This is a genomic window from Streptomyces sp. ID05-26A, from assembly GCF_033794685.1.
Lineage (GTDB): Bacteria > Actinomycetota > Actinomycetes > Mycobacteriales > Pseudonocardiaceae > Lentzea.
Genome location: NZ_JARAYZ010000002.1, coordinates 2078126 through 2096188, shown reverse-complemented (window position 1 = coordinate 2096188; position 18063 = coordinate 2078126). Strand labels below are relative to the sequence as shown.

21 protein-coding genes are annotated in these 18063 nt (G+C 69.5%); 9 read left to right on the top strand and 12 right to left on the bottom strand.

Annotated features, from left to right (window positions below; genetic code table 11):
• Window positions 1-39 precede the first annotated feature (39 nt).
• Window positions 40-513: a hypothetical protein gene (locus tag PV646_RS25245; RefSeq protein WP_500344661.1), complete on the top strand. Its 474-nt coding sequence runs from the start codon at window positions 40-42 to the stop codon at window positions 511-513.
• Here PV646_RS25245 and PV646_RS25240 read toward each other — a convergent pair.
• Together PV646_RS25240 and PV646_RS25235 are read right to left on the bottom strand one after the other, a co-directional pair.
• On the bottom strand, window positions 479-1858 hold the full coding sequence (locus PV646_RS25240; protein ID WP_500344660.1) for an FAD-dependent oxidoreductase: 1380 nt from the start codon (window positions 1856-1858) through the stop codon (window positions 479-481). The genes PV646_RS25245 and PV646_RS25240 overlap by 35 nt on opposite strands.
• 56 nt (window positions 1859-1914) lie before the next feature.
• A complete protein-coding gene (locus tag PV646_RS25235; RefSeq protein WP_500344659.1) occupies window positions 1915-2910 on the bottom strand; it encodes a helix-turn-helix transcriptional regulator in 996 nt (331 codons plus the stop codon).
• Window positions 2911-2998: 88 nt separating this feature from the next.
• Between PV646_RS25235 and PV646_RS25230 the strand changes: the two genes are divergently transcribed.
• The 3 genes from PV646_RS25230 to PV646_RS25220 are packed head-to-tail and all read left to right on the top strand — an operon-like array spanning window position 2999 to window position 4225.
• Window positions 2999-3388 carry a cupin domain-containing protein gene (locus tag PV646_RS25230; RefSeq protein WP_500344658.1) on the top strand — a complete coding sequence of 130 codons (390 nt, stop codon included), beginning with the start codon at window positions 2999-3001 and terminating at the stop codon, window positions 3386-3388.
• Window positions 3385-3774, top strand: coding sequence for a DUF1304 family protein (locus tag PV646_RS25225; protein WP_500344657.1), 390 nt, complete (start codon window positions 3385-3387; stop codon window positions 3772-3774). The genes PV646_RS25230 and PV646_RS25225 overlap by 4 nt, the downstream gene beginning before the upstream one ends.
• A 28-nt stretch (window positions 3775-3802) precedes the next feature.
• Window positions 3803-4225 carry a protein-tyrosine phosphatase family protein gene (locus PV646_RS25220; protein WP_500344656.1) on the top strand — a complete coding sequence of 141 codons (423 nt, stop codon included), beginning with the start codon at window positions 3803-3805 and terminating at the stop codon, window positions 4223-4225.
• 58 nt (window positions 4226-4283) lie between these two features.
• Here PV646_RS25220 and PV646_RS25215 read toward each other — a convergent pair whose 3' ends face one another.
• Both PV646_RS25215 and PV646_RS25210 read right to left on the bottom strand, forming a co-directional pair.
• On the bottom strand, window positions 4284-4952 hold the full coding sequence (locus PV646_RS25215; RefSeq protein WP_500344655.1) for an MOSC domain-containing protein: 669 nt from the start codon (window positions 4950-4952) through the stop codon (window positions 4284-4286).
• 10 nt (window positions 4953-4962) lie between these two features.
• Window positions 4963-5352, bottom strand: coding sequence for a MerR family transcriptional regulator (locus PV646_RS25210; RefSeq protein WP_500344654.1), 390 nt, complete (start codon window positions 5350-5352; stop codon window positions 4963-4965).
• A 59-nt stretch (window positions 5353-5411) separates the two neighbouring features.
• Between PV646_RS25210 and PV646_RS25205 the strand changes: the two genes are divergently transcribed.
• Window positions 5412-6446, top strand: a complete 1035-nt coding sequence (locus PV646_RS25205; RefSeq protein WP_500345083.1) for an aldo/keto reductase — start codon at window positions 5412-5414, stop codon at window positions 6444-6446.
• Window position 6447: 1 nt separating this feature from the next.
• On the opposite strand, the gene PV646_RS25200 is transcribed toward PV646_RS25205, so the two are convergent.
• From PV646_RS25200 to PV646_RS25190, 3 genes are read right to left on the bottom strand one after another with little or no spacing between them, the layout of a single operon-like run.
• Complete coding sequence (locus tag PV646_RS25200; RefSeq protein WP_500344653.1) at window positions 6448-7569, bottom strand: hypothetical protein; 1122 nt, start codon at window positions 7567-7569, stop codon at window positions 6448-6450.
• Window positions 7566-9080 carry an alkaline phosphatase D family protein gene (locus PV646_RS25195; RefSeq protein WP_500344652.1) on the bottom strand — a complete coding sequence of 505 codons (1515 nt, stop codon included), beginning with the start codon at window positions 9078-9080 and terminating at the stop codon, window positions 7566-7568. The genes PV646_RS25200 and PV646_RS25195 overlap by 4 nt, the downstream gene beginning before the upstream one ends.
• A gap of 10 nt (window positions 9081-9090) precedes the next feature.
• Window positions 9091-9624, bottom strand: a complete 534-nt coding sequence (locus tag PV646_RS25190; RefSeq protein WP_500344651.1) for an FAD-dependent oxidoreductase — start codon at window positions 9622-9624, stop codon at window positions 9091-9093.
• 65 nt (window positions 9625-9689) lie between these two features.
• Here PV646_RS25190 and PV646_RS25185 point away from each other — a divergent pair, with 65 nt between their 5' ends.
• Window positions 9690-10160, top strand: a complete 471-nt coding sequence (locus PV646_RS25185; RefSeq protein ID WP_500344650.1) for a GbsR/MarR family transcriptional regulator — start codon at window positions 9690-9692, stop codon at window positions 10158-10160.
• Here the strand turns inward: PV646_RS25185 and PV646_RS25180 are convergent.
• A complete protein-coding gene (locus PV646_RS25180) occupies window positions 10096-10647 on the bottom strand; it encodes a TetR/AcrR family transcriptional regulator (protein WP_500344649.1) in 552 nt (183 codons plus the stop codon). The two genes, PV646_RS25185 and PV646_RS25180, sit on opposite strands and share 65 nt — an antisense overlap.
• A gap of 113 nt (window positions 10648-10760) precedes the next feature.
• Between PV646_RS25180 and PV646_RS25175 the strand changes: the two genes are divergently transcribed.
• The 3 genes from PV646_RS25175 to PV646_RS25165 all read left to right on the top strand — a co-directional run bounded on the left by PV646_RS25175 (window position 10761) and on the right by PV646_RS25165 (window position 14547).
• Window positions 10761-11705 (top strand): SDR family NAD(P)-dependent oxidoreductase, encoded by a 945-nt coding sequence (locus PV646_RS25175; protein WP_500344648.1) that lies wholly within the window; start codon window positions 10761-10763, stop codon window positions 11703-11705.
• Entirely contained in the window at window positions 11702-12646 is a 945-nt protein-coding gene (locus tag PV646_RS25170) for an SDR family NAD(P)-dependent oxidoreductase (RefSeq protein ID WP_500344647.1), read from the top strand. The genes PV646_RS25175 and PV646_RS25170 overlap by 4 nt, the downstream gene beginning before the upstream one ends.
• A gap of 887 nt (window positions 12647-13533) precedes the next feature.
• Entirely contained in the window at window positions 13534-14547 is a 1014-nt protein-coding gene (locus tag PV646_RS25165; protein WP_500345082.1) for a chitinase, read from the top strand.
• Here the strand turns inward: PV646_RS25165 and PV646_RS25160 are convergent.
• The 4 genes from PV646_RS25160 to PV646_RS25145 all read right to left on the bottom strand — a co-directional run bounded on the left by PV646_RS25160 (window position 14544) and on the right by PV646_RS25145 (window position 18060).
• Window positions 14544-14930, bottom strand: a complete 387-nt coding sequence (locus PV646_RS25160) for an SgcJ/EcaC family oxidoreductase (protein ID WP_500344646.1) — start codon at window positions 14928-14930, stop codon at window positions 14544-14546. The two genes, PV646_RS25165 and PV646_RS25160, sit on opposite strands and share 4 nt — an antisense overlap.
• Before the next feature lie 94 nt (window positions 14931-15024).
• A complete protein-coding gene (locus tag PV646_RS25155; RefSeq protein WP_500344645.1) occupies window positions 15025-16296 on the bottom strand; it encodes an alpha/beta hydrolase in 1272 nt (423 codons plus the stop codon).
• Between the two features lie 79 nt (window positions 16297-16375).
• Window positions 16376-17209 (bottom strand): hypothetical protein, encoded by an 834-nt coding sequence (locus PV646_RS25150; RefSeq protein ID WP_500344644.1) that lies wholly within the window; start codon window positions 17207-17209, stop codon window positions 16376-16378.
• Complete coding sequence (locus tag PV646_RS25145) at window positions 17206-18060, bottom strand: hypothetical protein (RefSeq protein WP_500344643.1); 855 nt, start codon at window positions 18058-18060, stop codon at window positions 17206-17208. Before PV646_RS25145 ends, PV646_RS25150 begins: the two co-directional genes overlap by 4 nt.
• Window positions 18061-18063 lie beyond the last annotated feature (3 nt).

The following is an 18063-nucleotide window of genomic DNA, read 5'->3' as shown; positions in this document are numbered from 1 at the left end:
CGGTGCGGGCGAGGTCCTCGGTCCGTTTATCCTGCCGGGATGACGACGCGGCTCGCCATCACCGGACATCGGGGACTCTCCGCCGACCTGGAGGCCGAGATCGACCGGATGATCCGCGCCGCGGTGGCGGAGAGCGGTTCCGTGGCAGGTGTGTCGTGCCTCGCGGACGGTGCCGACGCGGTCTTCGCGCAGGCCGTGCTGGACGCGGGCGGGGCGCTCGTGGCCGTGCTGCCCGCGTCGAGGTACCGCGAGACGTTGCCCGACGCCTACCGGTCCGTCTACGACAGGCTGCTCGCGCGGGCGGGCAAGGTCGTGCAGCTGAAGTACGTCACGCCGGATCCGCACGCCTACATGGAGGCGGGCATGCGGATGGTCGACGAGGCCGACGCGCTGCTCGCCGTGTGGGACGGGTTGCCGGGGCGCGGACCCGGTGGGACGGCCGACGTGGTGACCTACGCGCGGTCGCGGGGCGTGCCGGTCACGGTGCTGTGGCCCGAGGGCGCCGTCCGCTGAGCACTCGTCCCGGCAGCACTCTTCTCAGCAGCGCCCGCACCGGCACCACGCGGACGAACAGCACGCGGAGCAGCACGGTCGGCCGGAGCAGGGTCGCCGGGTGGTCGAGCAACTGCGCGACGCGGACGAACGCGCGGAAGACCCGCCGGTCGCCGGGGATCGCCGCGAGCACGCGGCCGGAGTACCACTGCCGCAGGCGGGTCCGCAGCGGGAGTCGCCTCGTGCTCCAGCCGAGATCGGTGGTCGTCACGGACGTCCACGGGACCTTCGCGGTCCTGGCGACCGCGCGCTGGAAGACCAGTGGTTCGTTGGCGAGGTCGTGTTCCCGCAGCAGCGCGTGCAGAGCCGTGCAGTTCAGGGCGGCGACGGTCAGGCCGTGTCCGTGGACGGGGTTGAGCGAGACCACCGAGTCGCCGAGCGCGAGCAGGCCGCGCGGCCAGTCCGGGACCTGGTGGAAGCGGTTCCAGCGGCTGCGCAGGTTGCCTGCGCGGTGCGGGTCCGACACGGGGGTCGCGGTCTTGACGACCTCCGCGATGTCCTGGCAGCGCAGGCTCATGGCGTAGTCGAGGAAGCCGTCGTCGTCGGCCGGTGCGGCGTGACCGTCCGCGCCGAACAGCGTCACGAACCACCGGTAACCGTCCACAGTGGATACCGTGCCGCCACGCCTGGTGGCGGGGGAGTGGGTGATCTCGCAGGCGGTCTTCCAGTCGAGCTTCAGGTCGCGGTTGACCTCGTACAGTCGCGAGGTGCAGGTGAAGTGACCGTTGACGATCATCGGTGCCGGGCAGTGCACGCCGAGCTCCGCGAGCCACGACACCAGGGTGCTGTCGCGGCCGGAGGCGTCGACCACGAGGTCCGCGTAGTCGGTGAACGGCCTGTCGCCGCGCCGGCCGTGCACACCGGTGACTGTGCCGCGGTCGTGCAGCAGGCCGTCGATCGTCACACCGTCCACAAAGGACACGTTGGCGAGCCGCAGCACCCGGCGCCGCAGGATCCGGTCGAGCGTCGGCCGCGTCACCGAGAGCACGCTCAGGCCCAGGTGGTCGCGCGGTGCCCAGCCGGCCGGGACGCGGCTGAGGAAGTCGCTGCCGAGGTCCGCGCGGACCGCTCCCGCGTCCTCCAGTTCCACACCGAGCCTCGGGAAGAGGGCTTCCAGCACGGTGGCCGCACGTGCCGGCAGCGCGTGCGGGTGGTGGGCCCGGGGGAGGCCGGCGTCGGCGGCGGTGATCGTGTCCCGGTCGACCAGCACGACGTCGCCGTACGACTCGGCCAGCACCCTCGCCGCCACCAGTCCCGCGAAGCCGGCGCCGATGACCAGGGCGCGGTCGGAGTACATGGCGGCCATGCTGGCAGAGCGTCCCTCCCGCCGGACCCGCCAAGAGTCCTGTCTTCTGCCACCGGTCAGGACAGCTTGGCGACCAGCTCCGCCCGGCTGCGCACCCCGAACTTCGCGAAGAGCGACTTGAGGTGGTCCTGCACGGTGTAGGGCGAGATGGTGAGCCGTGCCGCGATCTCCGACGTCGGCTGCCCGGCGAGCACCTCGCGGCAGACGTCCTCCTCGCGGCTGGTCACGCCATGTGCCTTGACCAGCAACCCGAGCAGGTCCGCGCCCGAGGCCCGGCTGATCGTCACGGCGGTCTCGTCGTCCGCGCTGGTCCCGTCGCTGACCAGCGCGCTGGCCTCGAACAGGATCCAGCCGCCGCGCGCGTCGCGGACCCTCGCCCTGAAGGTTCCCGAACGCGCCCCCGCCGCCGCGGCCCGCAGCATCACCGCGAACCGGCCGGGTGCGACGTCCTCCAGTTCGTCGCGCCACCGCGCGGTGGCGGCGGTCGAGGCCCGGACGGTGCCGTCACCGGTGACCACGACGATCGCCGGGGTGCCGTTCCGGCGGGCCGTGGTGCGGGCGGCGACCCTGGTGGCGGCACCGAGCGCGGGGGCCACCGAGGTCATGAACTCCAGCTCGCGGTCGCTGAAGGCGCTGGTGCGCACCATTCCGGCGCCACCCCAGCACGTGTCGTCGGCGCGGAACAACGACCGCAGCTCGTGGCTGAGACCGAGAGGCCGCCAGACCTCGTTGAGCCGAGCCGACCGCTTGTCCTCGAGCCTCGCCACCGTGTCGCCGCGCTGCGCCAGTGCCGTGAACGTGTGCGGCTCGCCGGGGGTGTACTCGCAGGTGGCGAGCACCAGTTCGTACTGCCGCGGGATGCGGTTCGCGCCGCTGGTCATGGTGCTGAACACGCCGGAGTCCGGGTCCATCGACGCCCAGCAGGTGAGGTCGCAGGGCACCACCTGGTCGACCAGGGTGATGGCGGCCGCGTGCAGTTGCGCGATGTCGAGCCCCGCGCTCGCCAGTGCCGTGACGTCGCGTCGCACGCCGAGCGCCCGACCCTCCCACATGGTTGGCAGTATGCGCCCGCTCACCGCGGTCCGGGATCCCAGTTTTCCGGGATTCAGCAGCTCGTCCGGCGCGCGGAGGCTTTCGCACATGCTGACCACCGCCGGCGAGGGCGCGGAACTCATCGTGCCCGACGCGACCATCACCGTCCGGATCTCGGGGAAGGACACGGGAGGCGCCTACGAGTTGTTCGAGGTCGATGCGCCACGGGGAGAGGCCGTGCCACCGCATCGGACGCCCTGGCCGAAGGCGTACTACGTGCTGCACGGACGCATGGCCGTGTTCCTCGACGGCGAACTGTTCGACCTGTCGCCTGGTGACGCCGTCACCGTGCCGTCCAACGCGTCGCACACGTTCACCGTGCACACGCCGTCGGTGCAGTTCCTGGTGTTCGTGGTGGGGGAGGCCATGGGCGCGTTCTTCCTCGACCTGTCCGAGAACGGCATGGAGGCGTTGGCGCGCCACGGGGTGACGCGATGAGCGTCGTCGCCCAGGTCGCGGCCTCGATCGCGGCACTGGTGCACCTGGTGGTCTGGGTGTGCGAGGCGTTCCTGATCGGGCGCGTCCACCAGTCGATGTTCGGGCAGCCCGCGCGGGACGTGCCGGCGATCCGGCTGTGGGCGTTCGGGGTGGGGTTCTACAACCTGTTCCTGGCGTGCGGACTGATCGCCGGGCTGGTCGCGCTGCACAACGGGCAGGAACTGGTCGGGCGCACGCTGGTCTTCTACGTGTCGTGGTTCATGCTGGCGGGCAGCGTCGTGCTGGCCGTGGCCGACCAGCTGGCCCTGAGCCGCCCGCGCAACCAGGCGTGGGGAGGCGTTGCGGCGGAAGGGATCCCACCGCTGGCCGTGCTGCTGTTCGCCTAGTCTCGGTGGTAGAAAAGAGCACTACCAAATGGGGGAACGTTTCTTGAAGACGATCGAACTACCGGACGGCGCCGTGATCACGGGGCGTGGCCTGCGTGACGGCAGGATCGTGGAGCCGCATCCCCAGTACGGGGTGTACCTGCAGCCCAAGCCGGTCGACGTGCCGTGGCCGCACGACTGGATCGACTGGCCGGACTTCCGCCTGCCGCGCGACCACGACGCCGCGATCAGGCTGATCCGCTCGCTGCACGCCCGCGCGTTGTCGGGCGAGCAGGTCGAGGTGGCGTGCAGCGGTGGCATCGGGCGGACCGGCACGGTGATCTCGTGCCTGGCCGTGCTCGCCGGCGTTCCGGCCGGCGAGGCTGTGGCGTGGACGCGCGCGAACTACCACCGGCGTGCTGTCGAGACGCCGTGGCAGAAGCGCTGGGTGCGGAACTTCCCGCCCGCCTAGGCACCGTCTCCGGGACTCTCGCCCGCGTCTCTCACCTGACGAACTTGCAGGACAGCGCCTAGGAGTCCAGCTCGACCACGGACCGCCGGTGCACCAGCTCGACGACCTCCGGCGGTACCGAGTCGCCCGCTGCCAGCAACCGGGGCAGCAGCGCGGCCTCCGTGGTGACGGCGCGGAAGAACAGCTCGACCGTGACGTCGTGGTCGGGCCGGTGCACGACGGTGATCTCGTCGCCCGGTCCGGCCAGGCCTTCCTCGAGCACGCGGAAGTACGCGCCGGGCCGGGCCTGCTGGGTGAACCGCTTGACCCAGCCGCGTTGACCGAGGAACTCGGCGAACGTGCGGCACGGGATGCGCGGGCTGGTGACCTCCAGCAGCGCCGTGCCGATCCGCCAGTGCTCGCCGACCAGCGCGGTCGTGTGGTCGATGCCCTGCGTGGTCAGGTTCTCGCCGAACTGGCCGTTGTGCAGCGACACGTCCAGCTCGGACTGCCACCAGTCCAGGTCCTCGCGCGCGTAGCCGTAGACGGCCTGGTACTCGCCGCCGTGCACCGACCAGTCGCCGATCGAGTCACCCGCGACACCGCTGCCGGCCGAGCCCCTCGGGCCGGGGGCACTGAGCCGCAGCGGCCCGTCGACCGGGCTTTTGCCGATACCGGTGGCGCCCACACGGGTGTAGTCGGCCGGGATCGTCTTCGGGGCGATGTTCAGCGAGAGCACGACAGGCATGGGTCCGAGCCTATTGGCCGACCGCCCTGGCTGCGATCGAATTGACGTAGTCCTGGTACTTGCCGACCTTGTACGTGATCAGGTCCATGCACTCCTGCAGCTGCACCATCTGCTGCTGGACGCGTTCCTGGTGCTCCTTGAGGATGTCGAGGCGCTGCAGTTCGTTGCCGTCGCCCTGGCGGACCAGGTCGGTGTAGCGGCGGATCTCCGGCACCGGCATCCCGGACATCCGCAGCATGATGCACATGCGCAGCCAGTCGACGTCCTGCTGCGTGTACACCCGGCGGCCGCCCGGTCCTCTGTGGACCTGGTGCGCGAGGATGCCTTCCTTCTCGTAGAAGCGCAGCGCGTGCACGCTCAGTCCGGTGCGTTCGGCCACCTGTCCGATGCTCAACCCCATGTGCCCGAGCATAGGCTTGACCTAGAGTCGGCTCTACTTCGTAGGTTCCCCGCATGAACATGCGCTATCGCGTTCTCGGGGGAACCGGCATCGAGGTCAGCCACCACTGCCTCGGCGCCATGATGTTCGGCTCGGTCGCCAACAACGACCACGAGGAGGGCGTGCGGATCATCCACCGCGCCCTCGACGCGGGGATCAACTTCGTCGACACCGCCGACATGTACTCGGCCGGCGACTCCGAGGAGATCGTCGGGAAGGCTCTGAAGGACCGCCGTGACGACGTCGTCCTGGCCACGAAGTTCCACTTCCCGCTGGGGGAGGGCCGCAACCGCAGCGGCAACTCGCGGCGGTACGTCGTGCGGGCCGTCGAGGCCAGCCTGCGGCGGCTGGGCACCGACTGGATCGACGTCTACCAGGTCCACCGGCCGGACTACCGGACCGACGTCGAGGAGACCCTGTCCGTGCTGACGGACCTGGTGCGGGAGGGGAAGATCCGGGCGTTCGGGTGCTCGACGTTCCCGGCGGAGGAGATCGTCGAGGCGCACCACGTGGCGCTCAACCGCGGCCTGATGCGGTTCCGGACCGAGCAGCCGCCGTACTCGATGCTGGCGCGCGGGGTCGAACGCTCTGTGCTGCCGACGGCCCAGCGGCTCGGGATGGGCGTGCTGGTGTGGAGTCCGCTGGCCAGCGGGTTCCTGTCGGGCAAGCACCGGCGGGGCGCGTCGGCCGAGGCGTTCCGGGCGACGCTGAGCCCGGAGCGGTTCGACGAGACGTTGCCGGGCAACGCGGCGAAGTTCGAGGCGGTGGAGCAGTTCGCGAAGCTCGCCGACGAGATGGGGGTGTCGCTGCCGGCGCTCGCGATCGCGTTCGTGACGTCGCATCCGGGGGTGACCTCGGCGATCACCGGGCCGCGCACGATGGAGCAGCTGGAGTCGTTGCTGGAGGGCGCTTCGCTGGTGCTGACCGACGACGTGCTGGACCGGATCGACGAGATCGTGCCGCCGGGTGTGGACACCTACGACGTGCACGGGTTCTGGAAGCCGGCGTCGCTGCTGGATCTCCACCAGCGACGCCGGCCGCTCGATCAGCGCTGAGTCACCACCGCTGGGTGGTCAGGCCGGTGCCCAGGTAGATCTGGTCGTAGGAGTTGCCGTCGTTGTCATCGGTGTAGACGACGGTGACGCGGCCCCACGGGTCGACGCCGACGGCGGGCTCGTCCTGCCTGCCCGTGGCGTTGGAGACCGTGAGCTGCCGTTCGGGACGGCCCGTGGTGGTGCCGTCGGAGTTGTAGACGCTCGTGTGGACGTCCTGCGCCTCCGCCGTGGTCACCGCGACGCCGAGCTGGTCGTCGATGCCGATCTGCGGGTCGGCGCCGGTGGTCTGCGCGACCGCGCCGCGGGACGTTCCGGCCGCCGTGAACGACTGGACGCGGACCCCGGACTGCTCCCAGGCGATCGCGAAGTCGCCGTTGAAGCCGGCCGCCACGGCGGGGCGTTTTCCCTGCCCCGTCGTGGTCTGCGCCTGCTTCACGCCGCCGGACGGGGTGACGATCTTGCGGGCGACGTTCGCGTCCGCCTCCCACACGACGACCGCGTTGCCCGCCGCGCCCATGGCCACCTGGGGCTTGGCGTGGGTGCCGCCGGCGTTGTTGACCTGGGCCTCGTAGGACTTCGAACTGATCGACGCGAACATGCTGACCCGCGTGGTGGACGCGGCGGTGCCCTGCTTGTCCTCCCACGTCACCGCGAAGCCGCCCGAGTCGGGATCCGCCGCCACGCTGGGGAAGTGCTGCTGGCCGTCCGCGCTGGCGTTGGCCGTGCCGGAACCCGACACGGTCCCGCTCGCGCTGACGGAGCGGACCGCGATGTTGTAGTAGCCGTTGCCGTCCGGGTCCTCCGACCACACGACGACCGCGCTGCCGTCCTCGCGCACCGAGACGTCCGGCTGCCAGTGCCGCCAGGTGCCGGTGCCGCCGGTGGAGAGCTTCTTCTCGTAGACCGAGGCCCCCTCCTTGTACAGGCGGATCCAGACGTCGGAGTGGATCGGGTCCTCGGGTGCGGTGGTGTCGCGGTCGTCCTCCCACACGACGGCCGTGTAACCGTTGCGGGAGGCCGAGACGGACGCGTTGTCCTGGTCGCCGGTCGAGTCGCTGTTGACCGTGGACCACGTCATCGGAGCGGGTGCCAGCAGGAGGCTCGCGATCAGCAGTGTCTTCACGGTGCCTGCAATCCGGGGTTGGTGGACTCGACGACGTAGCTGCCGACGGTCTTGACCGGGTAGTCGCGGACGGTGACCTTGTCGACGGCGCGGTAGTCGACGCGCATCTCGGTGGAGGTGGTCTGGGTCTTCACGTAGCCGCGCAGGTTCTTGAAGTACTTCACGTGCGGGTTCAGCGTCGGGTTGAGGCTGTTGTCGGCCGCGTTGCCGTCACCGCCGGACGTGACGGAGGTGGTGACGAGTTCGGTGCCGATGATCCGGTTCTGGGTGCCGTAGTTCTGCATGATGTTCGCGCCCCAGCTGCGGTGCACGTCGCCGGTGAGCACCACGGTTCCCTTGTTGCCGTTGGTGTCCCAGGCGTTCTGCAGGCGCGTGCGGTTGGCGGTGTAGCCGTCCCACGCGTCCATGCTCTTGGAGCCGTCGGCGGCGGCGAGCCGTTGCGCGAAGAACACCTGCTGGCCCAGGAAGTCCCACGTGCCGAGCTTTTGCCTGAGCCCGTCGATCAGCCACGTCTCCTGCGCCGTGCCGGTGAGCGTGCGGGCCGGGTCGTCGGCGGCCGGGCAGACCTTCGTGCCGTCGCCGCACGCCTGGTCGTTGCGGTACTGGCGGGTGTCGAGCATGTGGAACGTGGCGAGGCTGCCCCAGCGGACCCTGCGGTGCAGCAGCATGTTCGCGCCTGTCGGTGCCTGGGCGCTGCGCAGCGGCATGTGCTCGTAGTAGGCCTTGTAGGCGGCCGTGCGGCGTGCGGTGAAGTCACCGGCCGGGCTGCTGTCGTTGCGGACCAGGTTGGCGTAGTTGTTCTCGACCTCGTGGTCGTCCCAGACGACGAGCCACGGCGCGGCGGCGTGGGCGGCCTGCAGGTCCGGGTCGGTCTTGTACTGGGCGTGGCGGACGCGGTAGTTCGCGAGCGTGCTGATCTCGGTGGCGGGCGCGAACTTGCGGACCTTCGTGGTGGTGGCGGCGCCTTCGTAGATGTAGTCGCCGAGGTGCAGGATCAGGTCGGGGTGTTCCTCGGCCATCCGGCGGTAGGCCGTGAAGTAGCCCTCCTCGTAGTGCGAGCACGAGGCGAAGAGCATGGTCAGCGCGGGTTGGGTGCCCACGGCCGGTGCGGTGAGCGCGCGGCCTGCGGGGGAGAGGTGGCCGCCGGTGCGGAAGCGGTACCAGTACTCGCGTCCCGGCTCCAGGCCGGTGAGGGTCACGTGGACGGAGTGGGCGCCGGCCTGGGTGGTGGTGAACGTGCCGGTGCGGGCGATGGCGGTGAAGTGCTCGTCGGTGGCGACCTGCCAGTCGACGGCGGTGTTGGTGTTGGGCATCCCGCCGAGTCCGTCGGCGTTCAGCGGGCTGGGGGCGAGGCGGGTCCAGATCACGAACCCGTCGGCCGCCGGTTCGCCGGACGCGACTCCCAGGGTGAACGGGTAGCCGATGGCGTTGGCCAATGCGGGAAGCAGGACCCCGGCGCTCGCTCCCGCGAGGCCGCCCACGATGAAGGTGCGTCTCCGTAACGTGGTCATGCCCGCACACTTACCGAACGCGGGTAAAGGCCCGCCTAATTGCGTGTGGCTTCAGAGTGGTTTCCCACCAGGCGAAGGCGGCGTAGTCGTCGCGGTGGATGTCGAACGCGTCGGCGAGCAGTTCGGCGGCGCACAGCGGCAGGCCGGTGTCCCGGACGGCGCGGTAGAGCAGGGCGATGTGGTCGCGGGACCAGGTTTCGAGGCACAGGCCCGGTAATCGCTCGGCCTCGCAGCACGGATGGGCGCACACGACGATGTCGAACCACTCGTCGTCGTGGTCGTTGAACTCGACCGTGACGCCGAATCGGTCGGGGTGCAGCGCGGTGACCTTGCTGTGCCGGGTTTCGTAGTGCAGGTCGTGGGGGAGCGCGGCGAGGCGCTGGGCGGCGTGGCGGTCCGGGCCGGTGATCGGGACGGGCTCGCGCGGGACGCCGTGGTCGAGCACGACCACGTCCCACCTGCTGCGGGCGAGCCTGAGCGCGGTGGCGAGGCCGGAGATCCCGGCGCCGACGACGAGTGCTGTGCCGCTGAGCGCTGTGGCCATGACCAGCCCCTTCCCCTAGGATTGAGGCTAGCGAATGTTCAGAAATTTCTGAAGACAGGGTCACTGTGACGGGCGAGACAGAGCGCAGAGAGGCCGCCGAACACCTGGCGCTCACGCTGGTCGGCGCCGGGATGCAGCGGATGGGGGCGCGGACGCTCGCGGCGTTCCTGTTCTCCGAGACGGAGACGCTGACCGCGGGGGACCTGGCCGCCGAACTCGACGTGAGCGCGGGATCGGTGTCCGGTGCGGTCAAGATGGTCGCGCAGATGGGTCTGATCGAACGGATCCACGTCGCCGGGAGCCGGCGTGAGCACTTCCGGATACGCGACAACGCCTGGACGACGCTCTACTCGCGGCAGCACTCCGTGGTCGACGAGGTGCTGCGCGCCGTGGAGAAGGGGGTCGACGCGGTCGGGCCCGGTCGCGCGCACGACCGGCTGGAGTACATGCGCGACTTCTACACGTTCCTGCTCAACGAGGCACCGATGCTGGTGGAGCGCTTCGAGCGGCAGCGTCGTGGAGGACCCCGTTCATGATCAGGTCCAGCATCCTGCGCGCCTGATCCGGGTCGCCGTTCTGCGCGACGCCGATCAGCAGTGCCATCAGGTCCATGGGCTCGGTCTTCGCGTGGAGCGGGGTGAGCAGGGACTGGACGGCCTCGGTCATCTTCGCCCGGCTGTGCTCGAACGGGTTGATGCCCAGCGCGATCACGGCCTGCAGCGCTTCCTTGAGGTCGCGTTTCGTCGCGGCGTAGGCGATGAAGCGGTCCATCCACTCCCGTAGCGCCGCCTCGGGTTCGTGGGTCTCGAGCAGTTCGGGCGCCGCGTCGCAGAGCTTCTCCAGTTCCGTGCGGTAGACCGCCTCGATCAACGCCTCGCGGGTGGGGAAGTGGCGGTAGAGCGTGCCGATGCCGACGCCCGCCTTCTTGGCGATGGCGCCGAGCGTCACGTCCTTCTCGTGGGTGAACGCGTCGAGCGCCACCTCGATCAGCAGCCCTCGGTTCCGGACCGCGTCTGCGCGCACTGCACCACTCCTATGGGGGACGTCACTTGCTAAACGGAGGCCCCTCCGCTTACTGTGGAACTCGAACCGGAGGCACCTCCGTTTCAGTGTACGACACAGGTTGGGGAAATCTGATGAGCGAGCGCATCACCACCCCGTTCGGGTTCGAGAGCACGGCTCTCGAGGTCGTCGAGGGCGTCGACCTCTCCGGCCGTCGCGCCGTGGTCACCGGTGGGGCGTCGGGCATCGGCGTCGAGACCGTGCGGGCGCTGGCCGCCGCGGGAGCCGAGGTCACCATCGCGGCACGCGACGTCGAGGCGGGCCGCAGGGTCGCCGCCGACGTGTCCGCCACCACGGGCAACACCGCCGTCTCGGTCGCTCCGCTGGAGCTGACCTCGCAGGAGTCGGTGAAGGCCTTCGCCGCGTCATGGGACGGGCCGCTGCACCTGCTGATCAACAACGCGGGTGTGATGGCGCCCCCGCTGACGCGCACGCCGGAGGGCTGGGAGCTCCAGTTCGCCACGAACCACTTCGGCCACTTCACGCTGACGCTGGGCCTGTTCGGCGCGCTGCGCGCCGAGGGCGCCCGCGTCGTGAACGTCAGCTCCGCGGGCCACCTCTCGAGTCCCGTGGTGTTCGAGGACCTCCACTACGAGCGCCGCGAGTACGACCGCTGGCAGGCGTACGGCCAGTCCAAGACGGCGAACGTCCTGTTCGGCGTCGAGGCCGGTGCCCGCTGGGCGTCCGAGGGCATCACGATGAACGCGCTGATGCCGGGCGGCATCCTGACGGCGTTGCAGCGCCACATCACGCCGGAGGAGTTGCAGGAGCGGCGCCGGCTGCGCGGCGGCTCGAACCCGTTGCGGCTCAAGACGCCGGAGCAGGGCGCGGCCACCACGCTGGTGCTCGCCGTGTCCCCGTTGGTGGAGGGCCGTTCGGGCCTCTACTTCGAAGACTGCGAAGAGGCCCTCCCGCACGCCGAGGGCATGAGCAACGGCCTGGCCGCCTACGCCGCCGATCCAGAAGCCGCAGCACAGCTGTGGAAGGTCTCCGAGGAAACGTTGAAGGTGCAGGCATGATCACCACAGGATTCGGCTTCGAGAACACAGCACTGGACGTCGTGGAGGGCGTAGACCTCTCCGGCCGCCGAGCCATCGTCACGGGCGGCGCCTCGGGCATCGGCGTGGAGACCGTCCGAGCCCTCGCCACCGCCGGCGCGGAGGTGACGATCGCGGCCCGAGACCTGGACGCGGCGCAGCGCGTGGCGGCCTCCCTGTCCAGGTCCACCGGCAACAGCGACATCTCGGTCGCCCACCTGGACCTGGCGTCGCAGGCCTCGGTGAAGGCCTTCGCCCGCACCTGGGACGGCCCGCTGCACCTGCTGATCAACAACGCGGGCGTCATGGCCACCCCGCTGACGCGCACCCCGGAGGGCTGGGAACTCCAGTTCGCCACGAACCACCTAGGCCACTTCGCCTTGACCCTGGGCCTCTTCAACTCCCTGCGGGCAGAAGGCGCCCGAGTGGTGAACGTCAGCTCCTCGGCACACCTGATGGGCGAGGTGGTGTTCGAGGACATCCACTACGAGCGCCGCCAGTACGACCGCTGGCAGGCCTACGGCCAGTCCAAGACCGCGAACATCCTGTTCGGCGTCGAGGCCGGTGCCCGCTGGGCGTCCGAGGGCATCACGATGAACGCGCTGATGCCGGGCAGCATCGCGACCAATCTTCAGCGGCATCTGACTTCGGAGGAGTTGCAGGAGCGCATCCGGCTCAGTGGTGCCGCGAGTACTCGGCGGGTGAAGACTCCTGAGCAGGGGGCTGCCACCACCCTCGTGGTCGCCACGTCGCCGTTGTTGGGCGGGGTGTCGGGGCGGTACTTCGAGGACTGTGTCGAGGCTGCGCCAGTTGTGGGTGACAGTCACCTGCGGGGCGTCGCACCGTACGCGCAGGACTCGGGGGCGGCGGCTCGGCTGTGGGAGTCTTCCGAGGAGACGCTCTGGGGTCGTTGGGCGGCTTGATTGTTCGGGCGGGTCAGCTTGCGTGTGGTTGGTTCCTGTTTCAGCGGGGTTGGTCGCGTTCCGTGCGTTTCCGGCGCCTTGCGAGCGTGGTCCCTCAGGTCTAGACGAATCAAGGGCTAGCGATTGGGGCTTGACCTTGAGCCTCTGGCGGGACGCTTAGACGGCCGGAAAAGGCCGGGCTGAAAAGCGCCCGGCCGTGCCCGGAGAGGGGAGCATCCCGCCCCCTCAAGGTAAAGCCCCAATCGCCATGAGCGGGGCCTATCGCTACCCAGAGCACGAGGTTCACACGGCTCGCTTCGCATCGCCACGCCAGGTGCCGTAGGGGGTCGCCGTTGTGTGGTGACTGCCTGGTGGCGCCGCGGGGGGCGACTGCGGTGGCTGGTTCCTGTTCCAGCGGGGTGGACGGGTTGCGCGCTGATGTCCTGTTCCAGCGTGGCTCCGCCTCGCTGAGCCCCCACCCCGTCTAGTTCTGCCTTGCTCCGCTCCTCCCCACTCCGCTCGTCGTGCCCGGCGTCGTCGCGCTGGGCCCGGTCGTGCCATGTTTCGCCGTGCCCCGTCACGCCGCAGCCCGCCCGTCGCGCGCCCGCACGCTGCATCGTCAAAACACCCGACTCCCATCCGCCCGACTCCCATCCGCCCGACTCCCATCCGCCCGACTCCCATCCATCTGGCTCTTGCCCGCCTACCTCTTGCCCAGCACACCGCCTCCCGCCTCCCGCCTCCCGCCTCCCGCCTCCCGCCTCCCGCCTCCCGCCTGGCCCAGCCCGCCCCCGTAGAGGTCTGGACCATTTCATGCTTCAATGACAGTGGGTCGCCGCCTGTAAGCGAAAGGTGAGCGAATGTCTGCCCGCTCGTTCCCGAAGGCACTGACAGCCCTGCTTCTGCTCATGAGCACCCTGCTCATTCCGTCCGCCGCCCAAGCGGCACCCGCCGCCCAAGCGGCCGACACGTGCGCGCTCAAACCCCGCCCCGCAGGCAAGGTCCTGCACGGGTACTGGGAGAACTGGGACGGCGCGTCCAACGGGGTTCATCCGCCGTTCGGCTGGACCCCGATCACCGACAGCCGCATCAAGCAGCACGGTTACAACGTGATCAACGCGGCGTTCCCCGTGATCCGGTCCGACGGCACCGTGCTGTGGGAGGACGGCATGGACGTCGGGGTCAAGGTTGCCACGCCTGCCGAGATGTGTGCGGCGAAGGCCGCCGGGGCCACGATTCTGCTGTCCATCGGGGGTGCTGCGGCGGGCATCGACCTGAGTTCTGCCGCTGTGGCCAACCGGTTCGTGGCCACGGTGGTGCCGATCCTCAAGAAGTACAACTTCGACGGGATCGACATCGACATCGAGACCGGGCTGGTCGGTAGTGGCAACATCAGCCAGTTGTCGGCTTCGCAGGCGAACCTCGTTCGCATCATCGACGGTGTGCTGGCGGCCATGCCGGCCGGGTTCGGGCTCACTATGGCGCCAGAGACCGCGTACGTGACGGGTGGCAGTGTTGTTTACGGCTCCATCTGGGGTGCTTATCTGCCGATCATCAAGAAGTACGCGGACAACGGGCGTCTGTGGTGGCTGAACATGCAGTACTACAACGGGTCCATGTACGGGTGTTCCGGTGACAGTTACTCGGCCGGGACGGTGCAGGGGTTCGTGGCGCAGACGCAGTGCCTGAACAAGGGACTGGTCGTGCAGGGCACCACGATCAAGGTGCCCTACGACAAGCAGGTTCCCGGGTTGCCCGCGCAGCCGGGGGCCGGTGGTGGCTACCTGAACCCCACGCTGGTGGGGCAGGCGTGGAACAGCTTCGGTGGTCAGCTCAAGGGGCTCATGACCTGGTCCATCAACTGGGACGGGTCGAAGAACTGGACCTTCGGTGACAAGGTGAAGTCGTTGCAGGGGCGTTAGAGGACGATGGTGTTCTGGCCGGCGGCGATGCGCCAGTGGCCGTCCTCTTTGGACACGATGTAGAGCGGTGAGCCCTCGTTCTGGTCGGTGATCGGTGTGCCGTCGGGGCGGACCGGGCGCTGGCGGATCTTGACGGCCGCCACGTCGGGACGGATGAAGAGGACGTGGGCCACCTCGTACGTGGCGGTCGCCTCCTTCGTCGCGCCGGGCAGTACCTGGCGGGTGAAGGAGGCGATCTCGTCTCGGCCGGTGAGTCTCTTGCCGTGTGCGGTCGTCCAGATGGCGTCGGAGCGGAAGAGGCCGATGAACTCCTCGGCCAGCTCGTTCTGCTGGGAGTGCTGGACGGTGGCCACCAGGGTCTCGATTTCGGAGAGATCGCTCATGTGCGAGATCGTCGTACCTCCATCATGGTGGAGGTCAAGGCCCGGCCGCGCGCAGCGTTGTGGAGGCGGTGCGCGCGGCCGGTTCCCCTGCGGGTCACTGGCGAGGTGCGACCCGTGACTCGTAGGACTTCGGCTGGTACCAAGGGTTGTAGAAGCAGCCCGTGCCGTACTTCCTGTCGTGGCCTGGGCAGGCGTACGAGATCAGGAACGGGTTCGAGCGCACGCCGAACTTCTCCCAGGCCGACAGGGACTGCATGGCCGCGGCGTACTCCGAGTCGCTGAACGCGCTGTGCGTGGCCTCGGTCGTGAAGGTCTGCACGAGGTTGTACCAGCGGCCGGCCTTCCTCACGACGTCGCGGTAGGCCGACTCGTGCTCGACGAACGCGGTCGGGTCGCCGATCGCGTGGACCGACAGGACCGGGATGTCGATCTTGCCGGTGAGGTCGCTGTCGTGGGCGAGTTCGGCTCGGGCGGCCGGGTCGGCGGCGAAGCGTTCCACGCCGGCGTTCAGGGCCTTGTCGTCGTGCGAGCCCTTGTACACCACACCCGTGTTGCTCCACGGGTTCCGGTCGCCCAGGCGGTTGTGCACGATGTCGCGGAACGTGAACGTCGCGAAGTTCAGGTGCGAGTTCAGGGTCTCTTCGGGGATCTTCGTGACGGTGAGGACGTCGGTGAGCTTCTGCTGCTGCTCGGGCGTGCGACTTCCTGCCACGCCAAGACATTCCTCAACGCGGCTCCGCAAGCCGGCGGTCGTCATCGTGGAGCCGGGGCGAAGACCCTGCCACAGCGGGTACTGCGCCTCGGACGGCCGCGGGTGGTTGCCGCAGTAGTACTGGTAGACCACGCGCAGGTCGACGCGGTAGTCGTAGCCGCGGGAACCGCCCGCCATCACACCGCTCGTCAGAAGCGCGGCGTCATAACCCTTGTACAGCTCGATGGTCTTCGCCGCGACGTTGCCGCCCCACGACTGGCCGTGGAGGTAGACCTTCGACGGCTTGAGCATGCCGACGACCATCCTGCGCAGGTTGTCGGTGTCCTCGGCGGCCATCCGCGTGCCGTAGCCGCCGCGCCGGTACGAGGTGCCCGCCCACGCGTAGCCCTCCTTGACCATGACGGACCAGCGGTTCAGGTCGTCGCGCGTGCGCTCCGGCGTGGGATCGCCGAGGTCGGGGCCGCCGTGCGAGTGCACGACGAGCGTCTTGTTCCACTTCTTCGGCACGGCGATCGTGTAGTACGCGCCGTTGGGGTCCCGGCCCTCGTAGCAGGTCGTACCGGCGGGGACGTTCTCCGGGCACGGTGCGGTCGGGGGCAGGTGCACCGGCGACGTGAGACTCGCGGTCAGCGCGAATGCCAGTAGAACGTTCATGGCGGAATCGTCGGTGCCGCTGGATAAGTGGTCCAGCTCACTCACGCAAACTTGGGATTGACCTGACGTTACGAGCGAGTCACGCGCGGCGGAACCGGGCGCTGTTGAGCACGTGTCGTGCCCACGCGTGGTCGGCCGGGTCGTCGTGCACGCACGTCACGACGAGCATCTCGCCGAACCGCGCCACGTGGCCGTGGAACTCGTGCTGGCCCGACGCCGAGGTCAACCACAGGGCGTGCCGCAGCTCTACGCCGTCCCGCACGAGGAACTTCTGCTCCGGCGGCACCTCCGGGGCGCCCTCGAGCGCCAGTTCCAGGAACCGCTCCGCCGGGGTGGCCTGGGCGCGGCGGACGTCGACGAACACCGCGCGGCCCGGCCCCGCGAACCGCAGGCCCTCCTCCAGCACGTACGGGGTGAGGCCCGCGGTGCGTTCGATGCTCCACCGGCCGGGCAGCTTCTGCTGGATCGAGACCGGCAGCTCGACCAGGTACCCGCTGAGCACCTCGTCACGGTCCCAGGTGGTGCCGAGCAACGGATGCTTGACGTATTCGGGCAGGTCGTCGGGCTCGTGGACCTCGGCGGCGACCTCCGCGCCGCGCAGGCCGTCCCACGGTTTGATGTCGTGGGAGAACGTGCCGGTGAACGACAGCGAGGCGTAGCCGGGGCCGTCCCACACGTCGGCCGCGTGCCGCGCGGCTTCGGGAGAGACCCGCATCCAGGCGCCGAACCACAGCTCCAGGTCACCGGTCAGGTCGACCGGCAGCACGCACCGCACGTAGGCGGCGTCCTCGGTCAGCAGCACGTTGCCGCCGGCCTCGAACGACGGGTCGCGCACGCCGGGAGGCGGGCCCAGGTCCAGGTCGATCGCGCCCGCGTCGTCGATCTCGGTGCCGCAGCACTCGCAGGCCGTCACCCGATGTACCGGACGCTGTTGAGCACGTGCTGCGCCCACGCCCTGTCGACCGGGTAGCGGTACACGCAGCGCACGGAGATCATCGTGCCGGGACGCACGACGTGCGCGTGGAACACCTGCTCCTCGTGGCCGTCGATCACCTCGCTGAGCCAGAACGCGTGACGCAACTCCGGGCCCTCGTGCGAGACGGAGTGCTCGGCGCTCGCCGGATAGCCGTCGAGGACCGCGCCGAGGAAGTCGCTCACGCTGCCGCCGGTGAGATCGGCGTAGACGTCGAGCGCGACCCGGCGGTCCGGGCTCGTGAACCGGACGGTGCGGCCGTCGACGGCGCAGCGCATGCCCTCGGTGCGTTCGATGGTCCAGACCTCGCCGAGGGTCTCGCGGACGGGCACCGGCAACGGGTGCCGGATGCGGCACAGCACCTCGTCGCGGTCCCACTCCCGGTCGAGCAACGGGTGCGAGGTGAAGTAGGGCAGCTCGTCGGTGTTGAGCACGGCGGCCTCGACAGCCACTCCGAGTACGTCCCAGGGCTTGATCGCGTTCGCGAACCTGCCCGTGATCCGCAGGTTCGCGTACTCGCTGTCGTTGTCCCACACGGCGTGGGCGTACATCGCGTCCACCTTGCTGATCTGCGTCCACGCGCCGAACACGATCTCGGTTCCGCCGGTCAGCCGAACCGGGAGCAGGCAACGGATGTAGGAGTCACCGCCCGGTCCGACGAGCAGCCCGCCGGTGGGCGCGCCGAGTTGCTCGCCGGGCACCCCGAGCAGTTGCTCCGGACGGTTCAACCTGTAGTCGATGCGGTCCGTAGAGGTGATCTCGGCTCCGCAGCATCCGCATTGGACGGTCATGCG